At 67.6% G+C, this 24,086-nt stretch carries 20 protein-coding genes and 1 tRNA gene; 12 read left to right on the top strand and 9 right to left on the bottom strand.

The window, feature by feature from the left end:
• Positions 1 to 34 precede the first annotated feature (34 nt).
• From RN629_RS00105 to RN629_RS00080, 6 genes are all read left to right on the top strand, one after another.
• Positions 35 to 2,275 carry an autotransporter assembly complex protein TamA gene (locus RN629_RS00105; protein ID WP_407033246.1) on the top strand — a complete coding sequence of 747 codons (2,241 nt, stop codon included), beginning with the start codon at positions 35 to 37 and terminating at the stop codon, positions 2,273 to 2,275.
• Positions 2,275 to 6,519, top strand: a complete 4,245-nt coding sequence (locus RN629_RS00100) for a translocation/assembly module TamB domain-containing protein (RefSeq protein WP_407033245.1) — start codon at positions 2,275 to 2,277, stop codon at positions 6,517 to 6,519. The genes RN629_RS00105 and RN629_RS00100 overlap by 1 nt, the downstream gene beginning before the upstream one ends.
• 81 nt (positions 6,520 to 6,600) lie before the next feature.
• Positions 6,601 to 7,770 carry an acetylornithine deacetylase gene (gene argE, locus RN629_RS00095; protein ID WP_407033244.1) on the top strand — a complete coding sequence of 390 codons (1,170 nt, stop codon included), beginning with the start codon at positions 6,601 to 6,603 and terminating at the stop codon, positions 7,768 to 7,770.
• A gap of 302 nt (positions 7,771 to 8,072) precedes the next feature.
• Entirely contained in the window at positions 8,073 to 9,404 is a 1,332-nt protein-coding gene (locus RN629_RS00090) for an EAL domain-containing protein (protein ID WP_407033243.1), read from the top strand.
• The gene (locus RN629_RS00085; protein ID WP_407033242.1) at positions 9,391 to 11,799 is read left to right on the top strand and encodes an ATP-binding protein; all 2,409 of its coding nucleotides are present in this window, start codon (positions 9,391 to 9,393) and stop codon (positions 11,797 to 11,799) included. Before RN629_RS00090 ends, RN629_RS00085 begins: the two co-directional genes overlap by 14 nt.
• Before the next feature lie 67 nt (positions 11,800 to 11,866).
• Entirely contained in the window at positions 11,867 to 12,256 is a 390-nt protein-coding gene (locus RN629_RS00080) for a response regulator (protein ID WP_407033241.1), read from the top strand.
• Between the two features lie 29 nt (positions 12,257 to 12,285).
• Here the strand turns inward: RN629_RS00080 and RN629_RS00075 are convergent, their stop codons facing one another.
• Entirely contained in the window at positions 12,286 to 13,128 is an 843-nt protein-coding gene (locus RN629_RS00075) for a class I SAM-dependent methyltransferase (protein WP_407033240.1), read from the bottom strand.
• Positions 13,129 to 13,219: 91 nt separating this feature from the next.
• Here RN629_RS00075 and RN629_RS00070 point away from each other — a divergent pair, with 91 nt between their 5' ends.
• The 5 genes from RN629_RS00070 to RN629_RS00050 all read left to right on the top strand — a co-directional run bounded on the left by RN629_RS00070 (position 13,220) and on the right by RN629_RS00050 (position 15,618).
• Positions 13,220 to 13,936: a ComF family protein gene (locus tag RN629_RS00070; protein ID WP_407033239.1), complete on the top strand. Its 717-nt coding sequence runs from the start codon at positions 13,220 to 13,222 to the stop codon at positions 13,934 to 13,936.
• A gap of 31 nt (positions 13,937 to 13,967) precedes the next feature.
• A complete protein-coding gene (gene grxC / locus RN629_RS00065; RefSeq protein WP_407033238.1) occupies positions 13,968 to 14,225 on the top strand; it encodes a glutaredoxin 3 in 258 nt (85 codons plus the stop codon).
• Complete coding sequence (locus RN629_RS00060) at positions 14,222 to 15,046, top strand: carbon-nitrogen hydrolase family protein (protein WP_407033237.1); 825 nt, start codon at positions 14,222 to 14,224, stop codon at positions 15,044 to 15,046. The genes grxC and RN629_RS00060 overlap by 4 nt, the downstream gene beginning before the upstream one ends.
• Complete coding sequence (locus tag RN629_RS00055; RefSeq protein ID WP_407033236.1) at positions 15,043 to 15,474, top strand: DUF1178 family protein; 432 nt, start codon at positions 15,043 to 15,045, stop codon at positions 15,472 to 15,474. The genes RN629_RS00060 and RN629_RS00055 overlap by 4 nt, the downstream gene beginning before the upstream one ends.
• Positions 15,475 to 15,541: 67 nt before the next feature.
• A tRNA-Arg gene (locus RN629_RS00050) sits at positions 15,542 to 15,618 on the top strand.
• Positions 15,619 to 15,700: 82 nt separating this feature from the next.
• On the opposite strand, the gene asd is transcribed toward RN629_RS00050, so the two are convergent.
• Positions 15,701 to 16,567 carry an archaetidylserine decarboxylase gene (gene asd, locus RN629_RS00045; protein WP_407033235.1) on the bottom strand — a complete coding sequence of 289 codons (867 nt, stop codon included), beginning with the start codon at positions 16,565 to 16,567 and terminating at the stop codon, positions 15,701 to 15,703.
• A gap of 32 nt (positions 16,568 to 16,599) precedes the next feature.
• On the opposite strand from asd, the gene RN629_RS00040 reads away from it, so the two are divergent.
• Positions 16,600 to 18,276 carry an aminotransferase class III-fold pyridoxal phosphate-dependent enzyme gene (locus RN629_RS00040; RefSeq protein ID WP_407033234.1) on the top strand — a complete coding sequence of 559 codons (1,677 nt, stop codon included), beginning with the start codon at positions 16,600 to 16,602 and terminating at the stop codon, positions 18,274 to 18,276.
• Between the two features lie 188 nt (positions 18,277 to 18,464).
• Here the strand turns inward: RN629_RS00040 and RN629_RS00035 are convergent, their stop codons facing one another.
• From RN629_RS00035 to RN629_RS00005, 7 genes are all read right to left on the bottom strand, one after another.
• Positions 18,465 to 19,094 (bottom strand): hypothetical protein, encoded by a 630-nt coding sequence (locus tag RN629_RS00035; protein WP_407033233.1) that lies wholly within the window; start codon positions 19,092 to 19,094, stop codon positions 18,465 to 18,467.
• Positions 19,094 to 19,756, bottom strand: coding sequence for a class I SAM-dependent methyltransferase (locus RN629_RS00030; protein WP_407033232.1), 663 nt, complete (start codon positions 19,754 to 19,756; stop codon positions 19,094 to 19,096). Before RN629_RS00030 ends, RN629_RS00035 begins: the two co-directional genes overlap by 1 nt.
• 501 nt (positions 19,757 to 20,257) lie before the next feature.
• Positions 20,258 to 21,100 (bottom strand): S-formylglutathione hydrolase, encoded by an 843-nt coding sequence (fghA, locus tag RN629_RS00025; RefSeq protein WP_407033231.1) that lies wholly within the window; start codon positions 21,098 to 21,100, stop codon positions 20,258 to 20,260.
• Positions 21,097 to 21,960, bottom strand: a complete 864-nt coding sequence (gene purU, locus RN629_RS00020) for a formyltetrahydrofolate deformylase (protein WP_407033230.1) — start codon at positions 21,958 to 21,960, stop codon at positions 21,097 to 21,099. The genes fghA and purU overlap by 4 nt, the downstream gene beginning before the upstream one ends.
• A complete protein-coding gene (locus RN629_RS00015; protein ID WP_407033229.1) occupies positions 21,957 to 22,340 on the bottom strand; it encodes a VOC family protein in 384 nt (127 codons plus the stop codon). The genes purU and RN629_RS00015 overlap by 4 nt, the downstream gene beginning before the upstream one ends.
• Positions 22,340 to 22,726 carry a VOC family protein gene (locus RN629_RS00010; RefSeq protein WP_407033228.1) on the bottom strand — a complete coding sequence of 129 codons (387 nt, stop codon included), beginning with the start codon at positions 22,724 to 22,726 and terminating at the stop codon, positions 22,340 to 22,342. The genes RN629_RS00015 and RN629_RS00010 overlap by 1 nt, the downstream gene beginning before the upstream one ends.
• Complete coding sequence (locus tag RN629_RS00005; RefSeq protein ID WP_407033227.1) at positions 22,726 to 23,835, bottom strand: S-(hydroxymethyl)glutathione dehydrogenase/class III alcohol dehydrogenase; 1,110 nt, start codon at positions 23,833 to 23,835, stop codon at positions 22,726 to 22,728. Before RN629_RS00005 ends, RN629_RS00010 begins: the two co-directional genes overlap by 1 nt.
• Positions 23,836 to 24,086: the final 251 nt, after the last annotated feature.

The raw sequence follows: 24,086 nt of genomic DNA, 5'->3' as shown, positions 1-24,086 counted from the left end.
GGACGGGCCCTCTGCTAAGGGGGCTAGTAACGGCGTGACGCGACGGATCGGTAGGCAATTTTGGCTCGCAGTCGCGCTCGTCACCCCCTCGTTTCTCACGGCATTTCCCGCCGCTGCGCAGCTGGGTGAACCGGGCAAGGCGCCCGCCCAGGGGCCCAGCCTGCCGCGCGAGGTCCGGGAGGGAACGGCCCAGACCGATCCGCAGGGCGATGCGCCGATCGTCCCCGATGCCGAATTCAACGCGGCGCTGCCGCCGTTGAGTGGCGACATCAACGCGCCGCTGGAATCGATGGAGTCGATGCGCGCCAGCCAGCCGGCGGCCCAGCCTTCGCCGCCGGTCGCCAGCCCCGCCCCGCCCATTGCGGCGACGCCGCTGCCCGCGGCGCAGAGCGCGCAGCCGCTGGCGACCGGCGACGCGATCGGTCCGATCGCGCCCGAAGACCCGGTCCTGGCCCAGCCGCTGACCCCGCTGGCCAGTTTCGATTCCGTCCCGCTGCAAACGGCGGCGGACAAGGCGGAAGGGCGGAATTCCGAGATTCACTATGACATGGACGTGCGCGGGCTGGCCGACCTGAATCTGGACGGTGAATTCCGGTCGCTGTCCTCGCTGCGCGAAGGCAAGGGCAAGGCCGACAACGCGACCCAGGTGGCGGCACGCGCGCGTGAGGACGAGGCGCTGGCGGTGCGGCTGATGAAGTCGCTCGGCTATTATGACGCGACCGCGGTTTCGACGCTGGAGCGGCCGACGGCGGCGAACGGCCAGCCGGGTCCGATGCGCGTCGTGCTGACCGCGACGCCGGGGCGGCTATATCGCCTGTCCTCGATCACCATACAGGCCCAGCCGACCCTGCCCCCCGATCTGCTGCGCAGGAACCTGCCGCTCAAGGTCGGCGAGCCGATCGAGGCCGCGCGGATCCAGGGGGCGGAGGCCAATATCAGCCTGGTCCTGCCGCAGCGGGGCTATCCGTTCGTCAAGGTCGGCGACCGCGATATCCTGCTCGAGGATCAGGGGCCCGAGGCGGTCGGGGCCTATACGCTGCCGGTCGACACCGGGCCGCGATCGACCTTCGGCAAGCTGACGACCACCGGCGCACCGGTGTTCGACCTCGCGCATCTCAACGTCTTCCCGCGCTTCGACGAGGGGCAGCTCTATGACTCGCGGCTGACCGACGACCTGCGCAACGCGCTGGTCGCGACCGGGCTGTTCAACGGCATCGCGGTCGAGCCGCAGCGGACCGGCCGGATCAACCCCGACGGTACCGAGGCGATCGATCTGCAGGTGCGCCAGACCGCGGGCCCGGCACGAACGCTGGCGGGTACGGCGGGCTATTCGACCGGGCAGGGCGTGCGCGCACAGGCCAGCTTCACCCATCGCAACCTGTTCCAGCCGGAGGGCGCGCTGATCGCCGCCGTCGTCGCGGGGACGCAGGAACAGGGGGTCAGCGGCACCTTCCGCCGGTCCAATGCCGGACGGCGCGACCGGACGTTCCAGTTCATCGCCTCGGCCAGCCATCAGAATTACGATGCATTCGACGCCCTGATCGGCACGGTCGCTGTCCGCTGGAGCTATGATTCGACACCCATCTGGCAGAAGAAATTCACCTATGCCTATGGCGGCGAACTGACCGGCACCAACGAAAGCGTCTATGATTTCGGGCGCGGCGCCCGGCGGCGCGCGACCTATGGCATCGCGGCGCTGCCCGGCCTGGCGGTCTTCGACCAGTCGGACAGCCTGCTCAACCCGACGCGCGGCTATCGCCTGAAACTGAACCTCAGCCCCGAAACCTCGGTGCGTGGCGCGGTGCATCCCTATGTCCGCACCATGATCGAAGGGACTTTCTATTACCCCGCGATGGACAATCTGGTCATTGCCGGCCGGGCCCGCGCGGGGGCGATCTTCGGCGTCGAGCGCGATGATCTGGCCCCGTCGCGGCGCTATTATGGCGGCGGCGGCGGATCGGTGCGCGGCTATGGCTTCCAGCGGCTTGGCCCGGTCGATCCCGAGGGCAATCCGATCGGCGGACGCAGCCTGAACGAATTCGCGCTGGAGGCGCGCTATCGCTTCGGCAATTTCGGCATCGTGCCCTTCATCGATGCGGGCAACAGCTATGCCAGCGCCCTGCCATCGGGCAAGGATCTGCGCTTCGGCGCGGGCATAGGTGGGCGATTCTATACCAATTTTGGGCCGTTGCGCGTGGACGTCGCCACGCCGTTGAACCGCCGTCCGGGTGACGGCCGGATCGCGCTCTATATCTCGATCGGGCAGGCCTTCTGATGGCGGACGAACAGAATATCCTGCCCGACACCGACGCGGTTCAGAGCGAGAGCGCGGTCGGCCGCGGGTGGCACCCGTTCGCGCTGCGCATCCTGAAATGGATCGGCATCGTGCTGCTCGGGCTGGTGCTGCTGGTCGCGGCCGTGCTGCTGGGCATCAATACCGATCCGGGGCGGCGGTTCGTCGCGAACCAGCTGGGCGGCTATACCACCGCGTCGGGCCTGAATATCAGGGTCGGGCGGATCGAGGGATCGCTCTATGGCCGCATGGCCCTGGTCGACCTGCGGGTCAGCGATACCAAGGGCGTGTTCCTGTCCAGCCCGCGCCTGGCGGTTGACTGGCGGCCCTTCGCCTATGCCCGCAACCATGTCGACGTGCGCTCGCTCAGCGCCGATCTGGTGACGCTGGCGCGCAGGCCGGTGTTGAAGCCGACGCCCAGTGATCCCAACGCGCCGCTGCTCCCCGATCTCGACATCGATGTGAACCGGCTGACGCTCAAGCGCTTCGTGATCGGCGCACCCGTGACCGGGCAGCGGCATATCCTGGCGATCGATGGCAAGGTGCATATCGCCGATCGCCGGGCACAGGTGACCGCCAGCGCCGATGCGTTGCGCGGCCCGGGCGTGGCGGGCGGCGATCGTCTTCGCCTGGTCCTCGACGCGGTGCCCGACGCCGACCGGCTGGCGGTGGACGTGAAGCTGACCGCGCCGACCGGCGGCGTGGTCGCCGCCATGGCGGGGTTGAAGGCGCCGCTGGCCGTGTCGGTCGATGGCCGTGGGGGCTGGAAGGCGTGGCGGGGCAAGGCGGTGGCGACGCTGGGCGGCGGGCAACTCGCCGATCTGAACGCCACCGCGCGCGACGGGCATATCACGATCCGCGGGCTGACCCGGCCGGGCCTGTATCTGGAAGGGCCGGTCGCACGGCTGACCGCGCCCGCGCTTCAGGTGGCGATCGACACCACGCTGAATGAGCGGCGCGCCGACACGCGGATGACGCTGCGGTCGTCCGCGCTGATGGTCGATGCCGGCGGTATCCTCGACCTCGCCAACAGCCGGTTCGGCAATTTCGCGGTCGATGCCAAGCTGCTGACCCCCGGCGCGATCGCGCCGGGCCTGACCGGCCGCGACGTGCTGGCGCGCGTGGTGCTGGACGGCGCGTTTGCGACCCCGACCGTCGATTACAAGATCCGCGCGGGCGCGTTGGGCTTTGGCGAGACCTCGGTCGAGAATCTCTATGCCGAGGGGCTGGCGAAGGTGAATGCCGACCGCATCCTGGTGCCGGTCAAGGCGAAGGCGAAGCGGATCGCCGGGTTGAACGCGGCGGTCGGCGGGCTGACCACCAATGTCGCGATCCAGGGCGATTTCGCAATCGCCATGCCCAATATCCTGTCGGACAATCTGCGCATCCGTTCGGACTCGATCGATGCGACCGCTATGGTCGTCGCGAACCTGAAGACCGGCCGCTATACCGGCGCGCTGAAGGGCCGGGTGAACAATTACCGGGTCGAGAGCATCGGCATCATCGACCTGACCACCGATGCCAAACTGGTCGCGACGCCGGGCGGTTTCGGGATGAAGGGGCGCGTGGTCGCGCGCACCTCGCGAATCTTCAACGAAGGCGCGCGCAATTTTCTGGGCGGCAATGCCGTGGTGCGCGCCGATGTGGATTATAGCCCGCAAGGCATCGTGACGTTCAGCGGCCTGCGGATGAACGCACCGCAGTTCCGCGTCACGCGGGGGCAGGGGCGCTATGACCCCGCCACGGGCGCGCTGGCGGTGTCGGCCGATGCCTATTCCACCCAATATGGTCCGCTGACCGCGCGGGTGACGGGATCGCAGACCAACCCGGTCGTCGTGCTGCACGCTGCCAGGCCGGGCGTCGGCGTGGGCCTGAACAATCTTCAGGCGCGGATCGTGGGGCGCAACGGCGCTTATGCGGTCAATGCCAGCGGGGGCACGGATTACGGGCCGTTCACGGCCGACCTGCTGGTCGCGACCGGACGGCAATTGGCGATCGATGTCCGCCGCGTCGTCTTTGCCGGAATCGCGGCCAGCGGACGGCTGGTCCAGTCGCCCGCCGGGCCTTTCGCGGGGGCGCTGCAATTCGCCGGGCAGGGGATCAGCGGCCGCGCGCAACTGGCCGAGCAGGGCGGCAACCAGCGCGCCGATATCGCCGCGCGGGCCTATAATGCGCGCATTCCCGGTGCGGTCGATTTCACCATTGGCCGGGCGATCGTGAATGCCAGCCTCGTCATGCTGCCCAACGCGCCGCAGATCGTCGCCGACGCGCAACTGGCCGATACCCGTTATGGCGCGGTCGTGATCCAGGCGGGGCGCGCCAAGCTGAATTATGGCGGTGGCCATGGCACCGCGCAGGCCCTGCTGACCGGATCGTCCAGTATTCCGTTCCGGGTCGCGCTCAACGCGCGGCTGGCGCCGGATGATTATCTGATCGCGGCGAAGGGACAGGCCAATGGCATCGACTTCCGCACCACCAACCCGGCGCGGGTGCGCAACGAGGCCGGAACCTGGCACCTCACCCCGACCCGCATCGACCTTGGGCGCGGATCGGTGCAGTTGGCCGGTTCCTATGGCAAGGGGTTGAACGGACAGGCCCGGCTCGACAAGCTGGAGATGTCGATCCTCGACGCGTTCATGCCCAATCTCGGCATTTCGGGACAGGCCAGCGGCGCGCTCGACTTTGCGCAGGCCGGGGACGCAAGCTTCCCGTCGGCCGAGGCGCGTCTGACGATCAGCAATTTCCGCCGTTCGGGACTGGCGGCGGTGTCCGAGGCGGTGGATGTCGTCTTTGCAGGGCGGCTGGTGCCCGATGGTGGTGAGGCGCGGGCGCTGATCCGGCGCGGGCAGACGGTGGTCGGGCGGATGGTGGCGACGCTGCGCCCGCTGGCACCCGGCAATGGCGGCTGGGTCAACCGCCTGATGCAGGCCCCGCTGTCGGGCGGCATTCGCTATAACGGCCCGTCCTCGGTGTTGTTCTCCTTCGCCGCGCTGCCCAACCAGCAGTTGAACGGGCCGATCGCGGTCGCCGCCGATTTCTCGGGCCGGGTCACCGCGCCGCAGCTCAACGGCCTGATCCGCGCCGACAATCTGACCTATGACAACGAAGCCTATGGCACGCGGTTGACCAACATGCAGCTCGCTGGGCGCTTCTCGAACGATCGGCTCGAGATCACGCGGCTTCAGGCGAAGGCGGGCGAGGGCAGCGTCCAGGCGCAGGGCACGATCGGCCTGGCGGCGGATGCGGGCTATCCGATCGATATCCGGGCGCAGCTCGACAATGCGCGACTGGCCGACAGCGATGCGATGGCCGCGACGACGAGCGGCACGATCCGCCTGACCAAGGGCCGCGATGGCGGGTTGATCCAGGGGGACCTGACGGTGCCCAATGCGCGTTACCAGATCATCCGCCAGGGACAGGCCGAGGTGCCCGAGCTGACCGGCGTGCGCCGTCGCAGCGAACTCCGTCCCGCGCGGCCCACCGATCGGCCCGCGCCGCCCAAGCCGGCGGGGCTGTTCCGCCTCGACCTGCGGGTGCGCGCGAACAATCAGTTGTTCGTCTCGGGCATGGGACTGGAGTCCGAATGGAAGATGGACCTGCGGGTCGGGGGCACCAGCACGGCGCCGACGATCAATGGCGGGCTCGATATGGTGCGTGGCACCTATAGCTTCGCGGGCAAGCGGTTCGACGTGAACCGTGGCACGGTGCGCTTCCGTGGTGGCGCGCTGACCGATCCGGACATCGATATCCAGGCGACGACGACCACCGACGGCATCACCGCGGTCATCAACGTGACGGGCACCGGCCAGCGGCCGCAGATCGCCTTCACCTCGACCCCGACCCTGCCGCAGGACGAAGTGCTGAGCCGGTTGCTGTTCGGCACCAACCCGGAAAACCTGTCGGCGACCGAGGCGATCCAGCTGGCCGCCGCGCTCAATTCGCTGCGCGGCTCGGGCGGTGGGCTCAATCCGCTGGGCAAGTTGCGCTCGGCGACCGGGTTCGATCGCCTGCGGGTGCTGGGGGCCGATGACACGACCGGCCGGGGAACCAGCCTGGCGGCGGGCAAATATCTGACCGACAATGTCTATATCGAGATCGTCACCGATGCGCGGGGCTTCACCGCCACCCAGTTGCAGATCGCGCTGACCCGCACGCTCAGCCTGTTGACGGAGACGGGATCGTTCGGCGGATCGGCGGGCAGCCTGCGCTATTCGCGCGATTTCTGATGCGGGCGCGGGCGGGAGCGGACGGGGCTCCCACCCGCCGACCGGGGTTTCGCCGAACTGTCATATGAGGCAGGATACGGCATGACCCCCGAACGCCTTGCCGCCGATGCGACCGCGATCCTGGCGGATCTGGTCGCCTTCGACACCACCTCGCGCGATTCCAACCTGGCGTTGATCGGCTATGTCGAGCAGCGGCTGGCGGCGGTCGGCGTGACCGGGCGACGGGTCGCCAATGCCGATGGGACGAAGGCCAATCTCTATGCCACGATCGGGCCCGCCGTGGCGGGGGGCGTGGTGCTGTCGGGGCATAGCGATGTCGTCCCCGTCGATGGCCAGCCCTGGACCAGCGATCCGTGGCGGCTGACGCGGCGCGGCGACCGGCTGTACGGGCGCGGCAGCTGTGACATGAAAGGCTTTCTGGCGCTGTCGCTGGCCATGGTCCCGCCGATCGCCGAGCGGGGCGCGGGGCGGCCGATCCATCTGGCCTTTTCCTATGACGAGGAGGTCGGATGCCTGGGCGCCCCGTCGATGATCGCCGAGATCGCACGGCACGTTCCCCCGCCGCTGGCCGTCGTGGTGGGCGAGCCGACCGACATGACGGTGGTCGGCGGGCATAAGGGCATCGCCACCTGGACCGTCACCGTCACGGGGCATGAGGCGCATAGCAGCCTGACGCATAAGGGCCTGTCCGCCAATATGGTCGCGATACGGCTGATGCAGGCGCTCGCCGACCTGGCCGACCGGCTGGCGGGGGAAGGTGATCCGCACGGCCCCTTCTGCCCCGATCATGCCACGCTGACCATCGGGCAGGTCCATGGCGGCACGGCGGTCAACATCCTGGCACGCGAATGCCGCTTCGTCTTCGATGTGCGGACGCTGCCGGGACAGGAGCCCGAGGCCTTGCTCGCGCCCTTCTTCGCCACCTGCGCGGAAGCGGATGCCGCGATCCGCGCGCGCTTCCCGGATGCCGGCGTGCGGGTCGAGCGCCGGTCGCGCACGCCGAGCTTCGCGCCCGAGGCGGACGGCGTGGCGGAAAGACTGGCGCGTGGCTGGGCAGGGGATAACGGGCCGGCGCGCGCGGTGCCCTATGCCGCCGAAGCGGGTCAGTTTCAGGGCGCGGGCTTCTCGACCATCATCTGCGGTCCGGGCTCGATCGCGCAGGCGCATCAGCCCGATGAATATATCGAGGTCGCCCAGATGGAACGCGGTGCGGCGTTCATGGTCCGACTGGCGGAAGACCTGGTCCGATAGCGGACCCGAAACGGCGTAAACCTAACGCAGGATAGGAAGAAACCCGTGGGCCGACCGGCCGGCAACGCCCTTCGACCGACCCCCGAGCTTAACCTGGATTTACCAGGGGCGGATCGACTCACCGTAGATCAGCGCAAGAACGAACTTCAGCATGGGTATTCTCCCTCGAATGCGCCCTTTTGGACGCAATTTTTTGGTTAATCCGAAATTAACCATTTCGCAACGGGGCCCGGGAGCCGGTCGCGCCCGGTCGGTCGCAACGGCGCGAACGCGGTTAACGCCTTCTTCAAGGGCATGGCTTTATGCTGACGCCCGTGAACGACCGCATCTCCAGAATCGCCACCGACCCCAAGGCCGGGGACGCATCCGAAACCGATCTTGACGGGGCGGGGACGGTGCGCTGGCAATTTCTGATATTGGCGGCGATCGGCAATTTCACGCTGCTGCGGCGGCGGTTGGGGCGTGATGCGGCGGCGCGGCTGGTCGACCTGTTCGCCGAGCGCGCGGCGGCGCGGTTGAGCGACGCGGTCGTCCGGCCGACCGGCGCGGCCGAGATCGAAATCCTGCTGCATGCGCCGGTGCGTGAGGCGCTGGAGCCGTTATTGGCCGAACTGGGCGCGGTGCTGGCCGGGCCCTATGCGGTGGAGGACCATTCGTGCCGGATCGAGCCGGTCCTGGGCGCGGCCAGCGCGGCGCTGTCGCATGACGATGAGGTGCGCCTGCTCGAAGAGGCCGAGCACGCGCTGGCCGATGCGCAGCGCGAAGGCCGCGCGGTCGTGCGTGACATGGCCGACCGGATCGAGCGGTTCGACAAGCGCGTGCTCGCGCGCGACCTGACGCTGGCGGTCGAACAGGATGGTCTGTTCGTCGAGTATCAGCCCAAGGTGCATGTGCGCCAGCAACGCGTGGCGAGCATCGAGGCGCTGCTGCGCTGGCGTCATCCGATTCATGGCCTGATCTCGCCGGTCGAGTTCATCGCGGTGGCGGAGGATTCGCGGATCATCGCGCCGCTCACCTTATGGATTCTGCGGCGGGTGATCGCCGACCAGCGGCGTCTGGTCGAGGCGGGCCATGCGCTGCGCATCTTCATCAACATCTCGGGCATGTTGCTGGCCGACCGCGATTTCGTGCGCGAGGCATGCGCGCTGGTGACCGAGAGCGGTGCGCAGATCGGGTTCGAGATCACCGAAACCTCGGTCATCCGCGATCCCGATACCGCGATCACCAATCTTCAGACCTTCGTCGATATCGGTATCGCCGTCTCGATCGACGATTATGGCGCGGGCCTGTCCTCGCTTTCGTACCTCAAGCAACTGCCAGCCTGTGAATTGAAGATCGACAAGCTGTTCATCACCCAGTTGACCAGTTCGCACCGCGATCCCCTGATCGTGCGCTCGACCATCGATCTGGCCCATGCGCTGGAGATGGAGGTGGTCGCCGAGGGGGTGGAGAGCCCCGCGACGCTGGCGCTGCTCAGCGTGATGGGATGCGACATGGTGCAGGGCTATCTCATCAGCCGCCCGATCGGGTGGGAGGCGTTGCGCCGCTTCCTGGACGAACAGGCGCATCGCCCGGTGGTGGCGCAGGCCCGGACGATGCCGTTCGGCCATTTGTCGGTCCATGCGCGCGGTTAGGATCGCACTGGTCGCGGTCGCGCTGCTGATCGCGGCGCGAGGCGCGCGAGCAGAGACGGACACGCCCTTCGATCGGGAGGTGGCGGCAAAGGCGGACATGCTGCGCGATCCGGCAGGGGCGATCGGCCATGCCGACCATGCCCGTCGCGCGGCGGCACACATCGCCCCGGCGAAACAACGGGCCATCGCCCTTGCCACCGCCGACTGGCTGACCGGCGAGGCGGGGATCCGCATGGGGCGGCAGGCGGATGCCTATGCCGCGATTTCCAGCGCCCTGAACACGGCGGCCCGGCTGGAGCCCCGGTCGGCGCTTTATGGCAATGTCCTGCTGTCGAAGGGGGGGCTGGACGCCGGGCGGGGGGATATCGCTGCCGCGCTACGATCCTATCAATCCGCCTATCGCGTGTTCCAAGCGTTGAACGATCCGCGCGGGCAGGCGCGTGCGCTGGTCCAGATCGCCGACCTCTACAACAATGCCAAGGATTATGGTTCGGCGCTGCGCTATCTCGAACAGGCGCGCACCACTTATCGCGGCGACGACGCGCTGCGCCTCGCCATCCTGAACAACCGGTCGTTGACGCTGGGCGAGTTGTCGCGCACCGGCGATGCGCTGGCGCAGTTGCACGATGCGCGCAAGCTGGCCGAGAAGATGCGCAGCGCGGGGCTTCAGGCGCTGGTCTGGCGCAACATCGCGCGCGCGGACCTGCGCCTGAACCGGATCGGCGCCGCCGAGGCCGCGATCGAGGCGGCGCAGACCGCGAATCCGGCCGCCGACGATGACGATCGGCGCGCGCTGCACAGCATCGCGGCGCAGGCGGCCCTTCAACGCGGGCGGATGGCCGATGCGACGCGGCTGATCGACCAGACGTTTCGCGGTCGCGACCTGTCGCAGACCATCGTGGGGCAGCGCGACGAGCATCAAACGGCCTATGACATCTATCGCGCCGTCGGCCGGACGGCGGACGCGCTGCGGCATTTGCAGGCGTTGAAGCGGATCGATGACGAAACCACCCGGCTGGCGACCACCACCGGCCTGGCGCTGATGGGCGCGCGGTTCGATTTCGCCAATCAGGAACTGCGCATCGCCCGGATGCAGGCGGCGGAACTGCAACGCGGCATCGCGTTTGAGCGGCGGCAACTGCGCATGCAGCGACTGATCCTGATCGGATCGGTCTTCGCCATCATCGTCGTGCTGGCTTTGCTGACCATCTGGCTGGTGACGCTGGGCCGCAGCCGCAACCGCATTCGTGCGGCGCATGGCGACCTGGCGATCAGCAACCGGCAGCTGCAAAAGGCGCTCGAGGCCCGGACCGAGTTTCTGGCGACCACCAGCCATGAGATCCGCACCCCCCTGAACGGTATATTGGGGATGACCCAGGTGATGCTGACCGACACCGCGCTGTCCGCGCCGCAGCGCGAGCGGGTGGAGGTGATGAACGCGGCCGGTCTGACCATGCGCGCGCTGGTCGACGATCTGCTCGACATGGCCAAGATCGAGCATGGTGGGTTGACCCTGGAACAGGTGCCGTTCGATCTGGCCGCGACGATCCGCGAGGGATCGCGCCTGTGGCAGGATCAGGCGGTGGCCAAGGGCGTGGGCTTTGCCGTCGATCTGGCCAATTGCCCCGCCATGGTGACGGGCGATGCCGGACGCATCCGCCAGATCCTCTTCAACCTGTTGTCCAACGCGCTCAAATTCACCGAATTGGGGGGCGTCACGCTGGTGGCGGTGCGGCAGGAGGATGGCGTGCGGATCACCGTCAGCGATACCGGGATCGGCATCCCGCCCGAAAAGCGGGACGAGATTTTCGAGGCGTTTCGCCAGGCGGATGCCGGCACCACGCGCCAGTTCGGGGGGACCGGGCTGGGCCTGGCCATTTGTCGCAAGCTGGCCCGCGCGATGGGCGGCGATGTCACGGTGGAGAGCGAGGTGGGGCATGGCACCCGCTTCACCCTGACGCTGCCGCTGGAGGAGATCGTCGCGGTACCGGCCCCGCCCTTGCCCCGATTGCTGATCGTCGACCGCAATCCGATCCGCCGCGCGATGTGGACCAGCCTGTGCGCGAACCGTGCCGCGCCGCTCTTCGCGGGATCGGTGGCCGAGACGGTCGCGATGCTGAAGGCGGGCGGGATCGCGCATGTGCTGATCGACGACAGTGCGATCCGCGAGGATGGGATCGGCCCGTCGCTGACCGCGATCCTCGCCGCGCGGCCCGGATCGGAGCCCGTTTCACTCCTTTGGCCGAAGGCGGAACCGCTGGGCGAAAGCGATGTTTCGGCGATGGATGCGATCCAGGTTATTGCCAAGCCCGTTGCGGCAGCCGAAGTAGTTGAAACTATGTTCGACACCATGCCGCAAAACGCCGCCGCGCCGCTTGTAACGCAGGCGGCATGATCGCTACAGCCGTCGTCATGATCCCGCGCCGACCTGTTTGGGCCCGCATCGTCTGGGCAAGGCCGTCATGAACGTCCTTTTCATCGAGGATGACCGCATGAACCGTCGGGTCGTGCGCGATATGCTCGATGTGGCAGGGGCGCAGATGGCCGAGGCCGAAAGCGCGGAAGCCGGTCTGGAGATGATCGATCGCGACGACTATCACATGATCCTGATCGATCTGCGGATGCCCGGCATGGACGGGATCACCGCGATCCGCCACATCCGCGCGCGGCCGGATGCCAAGGCGCAATTGCCCATCATCGTCGTCACCGCCGATAGCGGGGGCGATCTGCGCGACCGTTGCCTGTCGGCGGGGGCCGATGACGTGATCCTCAAGCCGGTCGCGATGGATCAGTTGTTCGAGACGATGGGCCGTATCCTGGCGGGCGATCGTGGCGGCTCGCTCCTCACCTGATCGATCCACGCCGCGCTACGCCACGGGCGTCAGTCGGTGGGCCTGGGACGCAGCGCATCGGCCAGCGAGGCGGTGGCGCTGCCCCGCCTGGCGGGGGCGGGCTGCGACGGATCGGGGGCCCATCCGGTCAGGAAGACCAGATTGAACTGCTCCGTCGTGCGCCCGTCAGGATCGGCCATCCCGGCAAAGGCCGCCGCCGCGGCGCCCAATGTCGTGCGCCCGATCGGCCGTCGCTCGGCGAGCATGTTGCTGGCCGCCATGCCGCGCAGATCGCCGACCAGGCGGCCGAAGTCGCGATAGCGCACGTCCAGCGTCTCGGTGTCCGCCACCGGCAGCGTGAAGCCTGCGCGCATCAGCAGATCGCCCGCCGACCGCACATCGACCTGGGGGTGCAGCCGCGCCGCCGGCCGCTCGGCCTCCGCCTGTCGCAGGCTGGCGCGTAGCCGGGGCAGCGATCCGCCGCCGACGAACGCGCCCAGGAACATGCCGTCGGGCCGCAGCACCCGGCGGATCAGCGCCAGCGCCCCCGGCAGGTCGTCAATCTGGTCCAGCACGCCGGCGCTGACCACCAGGTCGAAGCTGCGATCGGCAAAGGGCAGGCGGTCCTCGTCCCCCTGGACGCTGCCCGCCGCCCGGGCAAAGGCGAATCCGGGATCGAGCCGGGCGATTTTCGCGCCCGGCGGTGCGGGGAAGCTGCCGTCGAAACAGCCAAGGTCCAGCACATGGCGAAACGGCCGGGTGACGGCCGCCAGCCGTTCGTTCAGGCCGTCGAGCATCGCCGCGCGCAGAAAGTCATGCTCGGCATAATCGGGCTGGGCACGGTCACGGCGGCGGCGGCGCGCCTCGCGGTCGAAGATGGCGGGCATGGTCATGCCGGCGCTTGTGCGCCCTGCGGCGATCGGGGACAAGCCGGGTGAGGGGGCGGTGCGCATGGACCGACGGACGGGGGCGAGATCATGGGCTATGGCGCGTGCCGTTCTGCACGGCGCGGTCGCCTGGGCGCTGCCGCCGCGATGTCCGGGATGCGGCGTGCCGGTGGAGGCGGATCATCGCTTCTGCGCCGCCTGCTGGAACAGCCTGCGCTTCCTGGATGATGCGAGCGGCTGTTCCGCTTGCGGCGTGCCACAGCCTCGGGCCGGGCTGGTGTGCGGCGCGTGTCTCGCGCAGCCGCCGTGCCATGCGGGTATCCATGCGGTGGTCGCCTATGGGCCGATCGCGCGCGAACTGCCGATCCGGCTGAAACATGGCGGCCGAATCGGTGTGGCGGACACCATGGCGGGCCTCATGGCACGGCGGATGCCCCCCGATGCGGAACTGCTGGTGCCGGTGCCGCTGCACCGCTGGCGGCTGTGGCGGCGCGGCTTCAACCAGTCGGTGCTGATCGCGGCGGCACTCTCGCGACGCACGGGGGTGCCGATGGCGCGCGACGCGGTGGAGCGGACGCGCGCCACGCCGCTGTTGCGTGGCCTGTCGCCGCAGCAGCGGCGCGCGGCGGTCCGGTCGGTCTTTCGTGTGGCGGACGCGCACGCGGTGGCGGGGCGACGCGTCGTGCTGGTCGACGACGTCTATACGACCGGGGCGACGGCGGGGGCCTGTGTCGCCGCGTTGCTGGCCGCCGGAGCGGCGTCCGTCGCCATTCTGTGTTGGGCGCGGGTGATCGGCGACACGGTCGATGATTGACAAGCGCCGCCGCGCGCCACACCTGACAACCATGGCAAAGGTCGAAATCTACACCAAGGCGTTCTGCCCCTATTGCACCCGGGCCAAGGCGCTGCTCGCCTCGAAGGGCGTCGAGCCCGAGGAGTTTGACATCACCATGGGCGGTCCCCGGCGCGCCGAGATGATCGAGCGGGCGCAGGGCCGCACCACCGTGCCGCAGGTCTTTATCGACGGACAGCATATCGGCGGTTCGGACGATCTGGCGGCGCTGGACAGGCGCGGAGGGCTCGACCCGCTTCTGGCGGCATGAGCCGGATCGCGGTCCTGCAGATGACGGCGGGGGTCGATCCCGCCGTCAATGCCGTGACCCTGGAGACGGCGATCGCCGATGCGGCCGCGCAGGGGGCCGCGATGCTGTTCACGCCCGAAATGTCCGGGCTGATCGACCGTGATCGACAGCGCGCGGCGGCGAATCTTCATGCCGAGGCGGACGATCCCGTGCTGGCGCGCGTGTGCGCGGCGGCGGCGGACAAGCGGCTTTGGGTCCATATCGGCTCGCTGGCGATCCGGCGCGCGGATGGACGGCTGGCCAATCGCGCCTATGTCATCGACGATGCGGGGCGGGTGCGCGCGACCTATGACAAGATGCACCTGTTCGACGTCGACCTGCCGAGCGGCGAAAGCTGGCGCGAATCGGCATCCTATGCGCCGGGCGAGGCGCCGGTGGTCGTCGATACGCCGGTCGGGCGGCTGGGGCTGGCCATCTGCTATGACCTGCGTTTCCCCGCGCTGTTCGCCGCGCTGACCCAGGCGGGAGCGACGATCCTGGCGGTCCCCGCCGCCTTTACCCGGCCGACCGGCGCGGCGCATTGGCATATCCTGTTGCGGGCCCGCGCGATCGAGGCCGGGGTGCATCTGGTCGCCGCGGCGCAGACCGGCGAGCATTCCGATGGGCGCGCCACCTATGGCCATTCGCTGGTCGTCGGCCCCTGGGGCGACGTGCTGCTCGACATGGGCGAGGTCGCGGGGCTGGGTCTGGCGACCATCGATCCCGCCGAGGTGGAGGCGGTCCGCGCGCGCCTGCCCGCGATTCGTCATCGCCGGGCGATGCCAGCGGTGGTGCGGGCATGATCGTGTTCGATCTGCGATGCGCGCAGGACCATGTGTTCGAGGCGTGGTTCGCGTCCTCCGCCGCCTATAGTGAACAGCGCGACGCCGGGCAGGTCGAATGTCCGCTGTGCGGCGACCGCACGATCGAAAAGGCGGTGATGGCGCCGCAGATCGCGGCCAAGACCAACAGCAGGCCGGATGCGCCGTCGCCACAGGCGATCAAGGCCGCGCTCCAGCATTTGGCGAGCGCACAGGCGCAGATGCTTCAGACATCGACCTGGGTCGGCACCGCCTTCGCGGAAAAGGCGCGGGCGATGCATGAGGGCGATGCGCCGGTGGCGCAGATCCACGGGCAGGCCAGTCTGGCGGAGGCGAAGGCGCTGGTCGAAGAGGGCGTGCCGGTCGCCCCCTTGCCCTTTCCGGTGGTGCCGCCCAAGCTCGCCAATTGAGGAGCGGGGCGGGCAGAAACCACTCTGGACCGAAACGAACGGTGCCTGTATCACCCGGACCGCGTGTGGCCCCGTAGCTCAGCAGGATAGAGCATCAGATTCCTAATCTGGGGGCCACTGGTTCGAATCCAGTCGGGGTCACCACGCACATCACGGCCGGGCGCGGCGGCTTGGCCGGGTGTCCCACGGGCCGTCTCCCCAGCCACGGGGCGCCGGGGATGGCCCGCTACCGCAATCGCCCGATCGCCTGTCCCGCGCGGATCGCCTGTCCCTCGGTCAGCATTTCGGACAGGCGCATACCCTTGGGCAGGAACAGGATGATGGTCGAGCCATGCTCGAACCAGCCCATTTCCTCGCCCTTCGCCACGCGGGCGGAGCAGGCGGTGCGACCCGGCCCGCGTTCGCGCAGCGTCCGTTCGGTGTCCAGGCAATGGAGCCGGATACTCGCCACCAGGATCGCCGCGACCGGAACGATCAACAAAGGCAGGCCCGACACCAGGGTCCGCGCCTCGATCACCGCGCGTTCGTTGCGACAGAAGAGCCGCTCGACGCGCTTCAGCGCGATCGGGTTCACGTTCCAGCAGTCGCCGGACAGATAGGTCACGCCCACCACCGCCAGGTCGGTCGGCGCGTGGAAGCGGTGATACATGCCCGCCGTCAGCCGCAGCGTGACGAAGGATCCGTCGCGAAACCGCTCGACCAGCGCGGGATCGGGAACCAGGTCGCCCAGCCGATAGGGAAACCCCTTGATCTGATAGACCAGATCATCCTCGATCCGGCCATGCGCCCCGACCAGCGCGTCGCATGGGGAAGCCAGTACCTCGGGATCGGCGTCAAAGGGCCGCGCGCCGTCGCGCAACGGCCGGACAAAGCCCTCGCGTAGTGACCTGAACCGGGTGGTGCGGGCGTCCGACAGATCGACGCCGGCAAAGAACGTCCACAGCGCGATACAGGGGCGCGCGATCAGCGGATGCTCGATCCGGGCGATCCGGCCGACCAGCCGCGTCGCGAACCGCCGGGGCAGGCGGTTGGTGACGAGAAAGTTGATGTCCTCATTGAGGAAGAACCGCAGGATGGCCCCTCGCATTGTCATGCCTCCGTCATGGGTACGCGGTCAAAGACGGCATGAACCCGATTCTCACTGGCCTGCTGGCCGTTTCCGCTGGTGCCGTCGCCCTGAAGAAAGGGCATCGCCGCCTGACCCTGTCGCGCGCCAAGCATCCCGGGCTGGGCGGTCATGTCCGCCTGGCCAAGCGCATCGCCGGGCAGATCCCGTTCTACAGCTATGGCGAGGATCGCTTCTTTCGGGTCGACGATGCGCCCGACGCGGTGGCGGCGCAGCGGCGCGCGGGGTTCGAGCGGCTGGGCGGCCTGTTCGCCGAGCGATTCGCGCAGACGCTGGCGCTCACCCGCGAAACCCGCACCGGTCTGTCCGACCTGCAATTCACCGGCGCGTATCGCGTGCCGTTCCAGTTCCGCGAGAAGGTGCGCACCACGCTGGCCACCGGTGCTTTCTATCAGCGGTCGGAAGGGCCGATCCTGGTCGATCTGGACGGCAATCGCCTGATCGACCTGACCGGCTCCTATGGCGTCAACCTGTTCGGCAATGAATTCTACAAGCAGACCATGGCCGAGGGTGCGGCGACGGTCGCCGAACTGGGCGGGGTGCTGGGTTCGTTCCATCCCGTCGTCGCCGACAATGTCCGCCGCCTCACCGCATTGTCGGGCATGGACGAAGTGTCGTTCCATATGTCGGGCACCGAAGCGGTGATGCAGGCGGTGCGGCTGGCGCGCTATCATACCCGCCGTCCGCGTCTGGTGCGGTTCGCCGGTGCCTATCATGGCTGGTGGGGCGATGTGCAGCCCGGCATCGGCAACCCCGTATCGGCCGACCGCACGCTGACGCTGGCGGACATGTCGGAGAAGACGTTGAAGGTGCTGGCGACGCGCAAGGACATCGCCTGCGTCCTGGTCAATCCGCTCCAGGCGATGCACCCCAATGGCTCGGCGCCGTCGGACGGGCAGTTGATCGATGGTGGGCGCAAGGCGGGGGCCGACATGCCGGCCTATCGTGCCTGGCTGCACCGGCTGGCCGAGACGTGCCGCGCGAACGGCATCGTCCTGATCTTTGACGAGGTGTTCATGGGCTTCCGCCTCGCGAAGGGCGGAATGCCGGAATATTTCGGGGTGAAGCCCGACCTCATCACCTATGGCAAGACGCTGGGTGGCGGATTGCCGGTCGGCGTACTGTGCGGGCCGGCGCATCTGATGAAGCGCTGGCGCGAGGATCGGCCGGTCGACATCTGCTTTGCGCGCGGCACGTTCAATTCGCACCCGATGGTGATGGGGGCGATGAACGCCTTCCTCCAGCGGCTGGACACGCCGGAGATCGCCGCGCTTTATGACGGGCTGGACGAGCGCTGGAATGCGCGGGCCGCGATGTTCAACGCAGCGATGGCGGCGGCCGGGCTGCCCCTGTCGGTCGCACATGTCCAGACGATCTGGACCATCCTCTATTCGGTCGCCTCGCCCTATAACTGGATGCTGCAATATTATCTCCGGGCGGAAGGCTTGGCGTTGAGCTGGGTCGGGACCGGGCGGCTGATCTTCAGCCTCGATATCGATGACACCCTGTTCGCTGAGATTTGCGACCGCTTCGTTGCAGCGGGACAACAGATGCGTGACGATGGCTGGTGGTGGACCTCGCCGGACGCGCCGGGCGACCTGAAGATGGCGAACAAGCTGATCCGGCGGCGGATATTGAAGGAGTCGCTGGCGCACCGGCTCGGGCGGGGGGCGTAAGCGCTCTCGACGTCATGGCGAGCGTGGCGCTGTCATCCGGCGCCACGCGCCCGATTCCCGATCCCCTTGAAGAGGCCGATCGCCGCATCGGCCATAACCGGCCTATGGTTGCCCCATCACCGGCGGGCATGAAAAAAGCGGCGGTTCGTGTCGAACCGCCGCTCCATCCTTCTCCGGCAAGCGGGCGATCAGGCCGCTTTCAGATCCTCGATATCCATATCGTCGCCGTCATGATCATCCATCCGCTCGCCACGCATCAGGCGGCGGGGCGCGCTCTTGTACATCTTGAAGTCGTTAAAGGGGTCGGTGACGATCTTGGTCGCCCAGACCAGCCCGGTTTCCAGATCGCGCTGGACCCAGAGCTGCATCACCCGCACGAAGATCGCACAGATGCCCAGGCCCAGCCAGCCGATGCCGACATGGCGCAGATAGCCCATGAAGCCTTCGGGATTTTCCAGCGTGCCGAACAGCGTCGGCTGGAGCAGCAGGACGACCGGGATCGCGGCCCAGATACCCATCAGCACATATTTGCGGGCCAGATTATAGCCGACCTTGATCTCTTCCTTATGCTCATGTGTCGCCTGGTTCACATGGTCATAGCCCTTGGGCTCGAAGAAGAAGTGCCCGGCCTGGCGGCTGGTCATCGCCACGCCCCAGGCGAGCAGGCTCGCCACGGCGGGATCGATGAACAACAGCACATAGGCGGTCATGAAGGTGCAGGCGCTGACGAAGTGCAGGCTCTGATTGACCAGGCTGTGGTGATAGAAGCGATGATCGTCCCACCGCTGTTCGGCGAGCTGCGCGCGAAAACCAGTCATCAGGCGTGTCCTTGGGGCTGAAATTCAGGCTGGGGCTGGCGCTTGGCGAAGCGGACCAGCGAGAAATGACCGAGCGGGGGCAGGGGGCGGCTTTCGACCAGCTCCACATCGCCGCGCGTCGCGGCCCAGTCGGTATAGCGGCTGAACGGAAAGTCGGTGCGGAAGCCCAGGCGGCTGGTGATCGGCATCAGCGTCTTTTCGATCGTGCCGCGCAGACCGTCGCCCGCGCCGACGCGCGTGGTGATGACGATCTCGCCGCCGGGGCGGCAGATGCGGGCGAATTCGTCCAGCGCGCGCTCCGGGTTGGGCACGGCGGTGATGACATATTGCGCGACCACCACGTCGAAGCTGTTGTCGGCGAATTGCAGCGCCTCGGCATCGCCATAGGCGATCTGTTCGACATGGGTCAGGTTGCAGCGTTTCACCCGCTCGCGCGCCTTGTCCAGCATCGGCTCGGACAGGTCGACGCCGACGATGCGGCTGTCGCGCGAATATTGGGGCAGCGAAATGCCGGTGCCGACGCCCACCTCGATGATCCGGCCACCGACACGTTCGGCGGCGACGATCGCGGCGGAGCGGCCCTTTTTGAAGACAGGGCCGAAAACCAGATCATAGACAGGAGACCAGCGATCATAAGCCTTGGTGACGCTGGCGGTACTCATCTGCGTTGCCATCGAAGGGGCATCCCGTTGAACGACGATGCGATCCCTGTTCGCAGTTCGGGGTGACAATTTGACGACAAATGTGACGCTTCATGCGAGAATTTCGCAACACCGAAACGAGAATGTCATGATTGCTGCATGAATATGTCGCAAATGACGTTTAGATGAGACGATGCATATCTCTGTTTCCGCGAGGAACAGAGGGTGGGTCTGGTCTGGGATGCCGTCCTGGCCGAAAGGTGCTTTGCTTTCAGGCGGCTGAGATTCGGGGGATCGAGTCGGTTCGGGACTCGGGTGATTCCGGTCGGCCGTGGAAGTCGCGCTTCGACACCGTCATGTCGCTTTCGTTTGTTCGCCCCTGCACGGGGCCATGCGAAACCGCATGGAACACGGTGCCGTCAGCCCGCCAGACGCTTTCCTTGTGATGGCTCCGGGGGCAGGTCCGCTCTTTGCCTGCGCCCCGGCAAAGGAGGGGATTCGTACTCGGGTTCGTGCGGTGGATCAGCGACGGAGCCGCTCGGCCGCCCAGGCGACATGATCGGCCATGAAGGTCGAGATGAAATGATAGCTATGGTCATAGCCCGGCTGCATCCGCAGCGTCAGCGGGATGCCCGCCTGCGCGCAGGCGGCGGCCAGCAGTTCGGGGCGGAGCTGTTCGGCCAGGAACGAATCCGCATCGCCCTGATCGACCAGCAGATCGGGTATCCGCGCGCCATCCTCGATCAGCGCGACCGCGTCCGCCTGTCGCCATGCGGCACGGTCCGGTCCCAGATAGCCGCCAAGCGCCTTTTCGCCCCATGGCACCTGGGACGGGGCGACGATCGGTGCGAAGGCCGAGACGCTGCGGAACCGTTCCGGGTTGCGCAGGCCGATGGTGAGCGCGCCGTGCCCGCCCATCGAATGGCCGGTAATCGCCTGCTTGCCCATGTCGGCCGCCGGGAAATGCTCGGCGATCAGCGCGGGCAATTCCTGCTCGATATAGCGGCGCATTTGGAAATGCGCGGCCCAGGGCGCCCGCGTCGCATCGACGTAGAAGCCCGCGCCCTGGCCCATGTCATAGGCATCGTCATCCGCGACGCCCTCGCCCCGCGGCGAGGTGTCGGGGGCGATGAAGATCACGCGATGCTCGGCGCACGGGCCGCGGAACTCGCCCTTGTCGGTGACATTGGCATGGGTGCAGGTCAGGCCGGACAGATACCAGAGGACGGGCAGTGCCTCCACCTCGTCATGCGCCGGCACGAAGACCGAGAAGGTCATCCGCGTGCCCGTCGCGACACTGTCATGCGCGTACACGCCCTGTACGCCGCCATGCGCCCTGGATGTCGAAACCGTCTCGATCGTCATCGGAACACCACCGTCCGGTTGTCATTGAGGAAGACGCGCCGCTCGCCCACCCAGGCGACCGCGCGGGCCAGCACCTGCGCCTCGATGTCGCGGCCGATGCGGATCAGGTCGTCGGCGCTGGCGCGATGATCCACCCGCTCGACCGCCTGTTCGATGATCGGCCCTTCGTCGAGGTCGGCGGTCACGAAATGCGCGGTCGCGCCGATCAGCTTCACCCCGCGCGCGTGCGCCCGGTGATAGGGCTGTGCGCCCTTGAAGCCGGGCAGGAAGCTGTGATGGATGTTGATGCAGCGCCCAGGCAGCGCGGCGACGAGCCGTTCTCCCAGGACCTGCATGTAGCGGGCCAGCACCAGATAGTCCGCGCGGCCGCGCTCCATCAGGGCCAGCATCGCCGATTCCTGCTCCGACCGATTGGCGTTGCTGACCGGCAGGTGATGCCAGGGCAGGCCGTGCCATTCGACCAGCGGGCGCAGCGAGTCATGGTTCGATACGACCCCGACGATCTCGATCGGCAGCGCGTTGGTGCGCCAGCGATGAAGCAGGTCGTTGAGGCAGTGCGAGCCCTTCGACACCGCGATCAGCATCCGGGGCCGTTCGGCGGCGGGGGCGACATGCCAGTCGAAGCCGAACCGCGCCGCCGGTTCCGCCAGCGCCGCCCTGACCCCCTCGACCGAGGCCGGGAAGCCCTCGCCCTGGCCGGTGAAGACGATGCGCAGGAAGAAGCGCCCCGTCTCCAGATCGGCATATTGCTGGCTGTCCAGGATGAACCCGTCGATCCCCGCCAGCGCGCCAGACACGGCGGCGACGATGCCGACCCGGTCCTGGCACGCCAGCGTCAGGATATAATCGGGACCGTTCATGCGGCCGGAAGGCGACAGCCCAGGCACAGCTTGTTGCCGTCGGGATCGCGCAGATAACCGAGATAGGCCTGTCCCAGCCCGGTGTCCCGTTCGCCCACCGGCGCTTCGATCGCCGTGCCGCCATGCGCGACGCCCGCCGCATGGGCGGCCGCAACCTGCGCCGGATCGGCCGCGCCCAGGCCGATGGTGCCGCCATTGGCATGGGTGGCGGGCTGCCCGTCGATCGGGCGGGTGACGATGAACACCGCCTGATTGTGCAGATACAGGACGCGGTCGTCCTTCTGCATCCCGGGCTTGCCGCCAAGTGCCGCGAACAATGCGTCGTAAAAGACCTTGGACCGGGCGATGTCGTTCGATCCAACCATGATATGGGTATACATTACACTGCCTCTACCAGATGTCGTGCGCACAATTTGTTGCCGGCCGGGTCGCGCAGATATGCCAGATACAGCTTGCCCACCGGCGCGTTGCGGATGCCCGGCGGAGCCTCGATCGCGGTGCCGCCATGCGCCAGGCCCGCCGCATGCCAGGCATCGGCCTGTTCGGGCGAGTCCATCGCAAAGCCCAGCGTGCCGCCATTGGCATGGGTCGCCGGCTCGCCATTGATCGGCCTGGAGATCAGGAAGCGCGCGCCATTATGGCTGTAGACCAGCCGGCCCAGCGTATCGATCACCCCCTCGGGAACGCCCAGCACGCCCAGCGTGGCGTCATAGAAGCGCTTGGCCGCGTCGAGGTCGTCGGCCCCCAGCATCACATGGCTGAACATCAGAACACCACCACGCTGCGAATGCTTTCACCGGCATGCATCAGGTCGAACCCCTTGTTGATGTCCTCCAGGTCGAGGACATGGGTGATCATCGGATCGATCTCGATCTTGTTGGTCATATACCAGTCGACGATCTTCGGCACGTCGGTCCGTCCCTTCGCGCCGCCGAACGCCGAACCCTTCCAGACCCGGCCCGTCACGAGCTGGAACGGACGGGTGCTGATTTCCTTGCCCGCCTCGGCCACGCCGATGATGATCGATTCGCCCCAGCCGCGATGGCAGGCCTCCAACGCGGTGCGCATCACCTGCGTATTGCCGGTGCAGTCGAACGTATAATCCGCGCCGCCATCGGTCAGCGCGACCAGATGCTGGACGAGGTCGCCCTCGACCTTGGACGGGTTGACGAAATGGGTCATGCCGAAACGGCGACCCCATTCCTCCTTGGCGTCGTTCAGGTCGACGCCGACGATCATGTCCGCGCCGACCATCCGCGCGCCCTGGATGACGTTCAGGCCGATGCCGCCCAGGCCGAAGACGATGACGTTGGAGCCCGGCGTCACCTTCGCGGTCTTCACCACCGCGCCCACGCCCGTCGTCACGCCGCAGCCGATATAGCAGCTCGACTGGAAGGGCGCGTCCTCGCGGATCCTGGCGACCGCGATCTCGGGGAGGACGGTGAAGTTCGAGAAGGTCGAGCAGCCCATATAATGGAAGATCGGCTGCCCCTTGTAGCTGAACCGGGTCGTGCCGTCGGGCATCAACCCCTTGCCCTGGGTCGCGCGGATCGCCGTGCACAGGTTGGTCTTGCCCGACAGGCACGACTTACACTGGCGGCATTCGGGGGTGTAGAGCGGGATGACATGGTCGCCGGGCTTCACGCTCGTCACGCCCGCCCCGACCTCGCGCACGATGCCGGCACCCTCATGGCCCAGGACGCTGGGGAACAGCCCCTCGCTGTCCAGCCCGTCGAGCGTGTAGGCGTCGGTGTGGCAGATGCCGGTCGCCATGATCTCGACCAGCACCTCGCCGGGCCGGGGGCCCTCCAGGTCGAGTTCGACGATTTCGAGCGGCTTCTTCGCTTCGAAGGCGACGGCGGCGCGGGTCTTCATGGGGTTCCTGTCTCCTTGGTCGGGCGCACTGATGCCCCGAGGCGCGCGATGGTGCAACCAACGAAAGCCCCGGTGGATTGATGCATCTCCAGTCATCGGGAGAGCATGGATGCCCGCGTTTAAACCGACATTCCCCAAGTGGCCTGCCGCTTGACTTCAAGATCGCCTGATTTTGCTCGCTGGGCAAGCGTTTTTCGCCCCGAGCGGTGTCTGTCGTCGCGCAAACGGCCGAAGTCGGGTGGATCAAGCCT

Origin of the sequence: Facivitalis istanbulensis (assembly GCF_040560405.1) — a bacterium.
GTDB lineage: Bacteria > Pseudomonadota > Alphaproteobacteria > Sphingomonadales > Sphingomonadaceae > Sphingomonas > Sphingomonas istanbulensis.
Note: the sequence above shows the minus strand (reverse complement) of the source record. Positions and strands in the feature narration are given on the sequence as shown.

Bases quoted from the DNA above. Each gene is read 5' to 3' on its own strand.
- argE (WP_407033244.1), top strand. From the start codon at position 6,601: ATGACCCCCGAACGCCTTGCCGCCGATGCGACCGCGATCCTGGCGGAT.
- RN629_RS00030 (WP_407033232.1), bottom strand. From the start codon at position 19,756: ATGAGTACCGCCAGCGTCACCAAGGCTTATGATCGCTGGTCTCCTGTC.
- RN629_RS00070 (WP_407033239.1), top strand. From the start codon at position 13,220: ATGGCGCGTGCCGTTCTGCACGGCGCGGTCGCCTGGGCGCTGCCGCCG.
- RN629_RS00055 (WP_407033236.1), top strand. From the start codon at position 15,043: ATGATCGTGTTCGATCTGCGATGCGCGCAGGACCATGTGTTCGAGGCG.
- RN629_RS00040 (WP_407033234.1), top strand. From the start codon at position 16,600: ATGAACCCGATTCTCACTGGCCTGCTGGCCGTTTCCGCTGGTGCCGTC.
- RN629_RS00015 (WP_407033229.1), bottom strand. From the start codon at position 22,340: ATGTATACCCATATCATGGTTGGATCGAACGACATCGCCCGGTCCAAG.
- fghA (WP_407033231.1), bottom strand. From the start codon at position 21,100: ATGACGATCGAGACGGTTTCGACATCCAGGGCGCATGGCGGCGTACAG.
- RN629_RS00060 (WP_407033237.1), top strand. From the start codon at position 14,222: ATGAGCCGGATCGCGGTCCTGCAGATGACGGCGGGGGTCGATCCCGCC.
- RN629_RS00085 (WP_407033242.1), top strand. From the start codon at position 9,391: ATGCGCGCGGTTAGGATCGCACTGGTCGCGGTCGCGCTGCTGATCGCG.
- RN629_RS00005 (WP_407033227.1), bottom strand. From the start codon at position 23,835: ATGAAGACCCGCGCCGCCGTCGCCTTCGAAGCGAAGAAGCCGCTCGAA.
- RN629_RS00075 (WP_407033240.1), bottom strand. From the start codon at position 13,128: ATGACCATGCCCGCCATCTTCGACCGCGAGGCGCGCCGCCGCCGCCGT.
- RN629_RS00100 (WP_407033245.1), top strand. From the start codon at position 2,275: ATGGCGGACGAACAGAATATCCTGCCCGACACCGACGCGGTTCAGAGC.
- RN629_RS00035 (WP_407033233.1), bottom strand. From the start codon at position 19,094: ATGACTGGTTTTCGCGCGCAGCTCGCCGAACAGCGGTGGGACGATCAT.
- RN629_RS00010 (WP_407033228.1), bottom strand. From the start codon at position 22,726: ATGTTCAGCCATGTGATGCTGGGGGCCGACGACCTCGACGCGGCCAAG.
- asd (WP_407033235.1), bottom strand. From the start codon at position 16,567: ATGACAATGCGAGGGGCCATCCTGCGGTTCTTCCTCAATGAGGACATC.
- RN629_RS00080 (WP_407033241.1), top strand. From the start codon at position 11,867: ATGAACGTCCTTTTCATCGAGGATGACCGCATGAACCGTCGGGTCGTG.
- grxC (WP_407033238.1), top strand. From the start codon at position 13,968: ATGGCAAAGGTCGAAATCTACACCAAGGCGTTCTGCCCCTATTGCACC.
- purU (WP_407033230.1), bottom strand. From the start codon at position 21,960: ATGAACGGTCCCGATTATATCCTGACGCTGGCGTGCCAGGACCGGGTC.
- RN629_RS00090 (WP_407033243.1), top strand. From the start codon at position 8,073: ATGCTGACGCCCGTGAACGACCGCATCTCCAGAATCGCCACCGACCCC.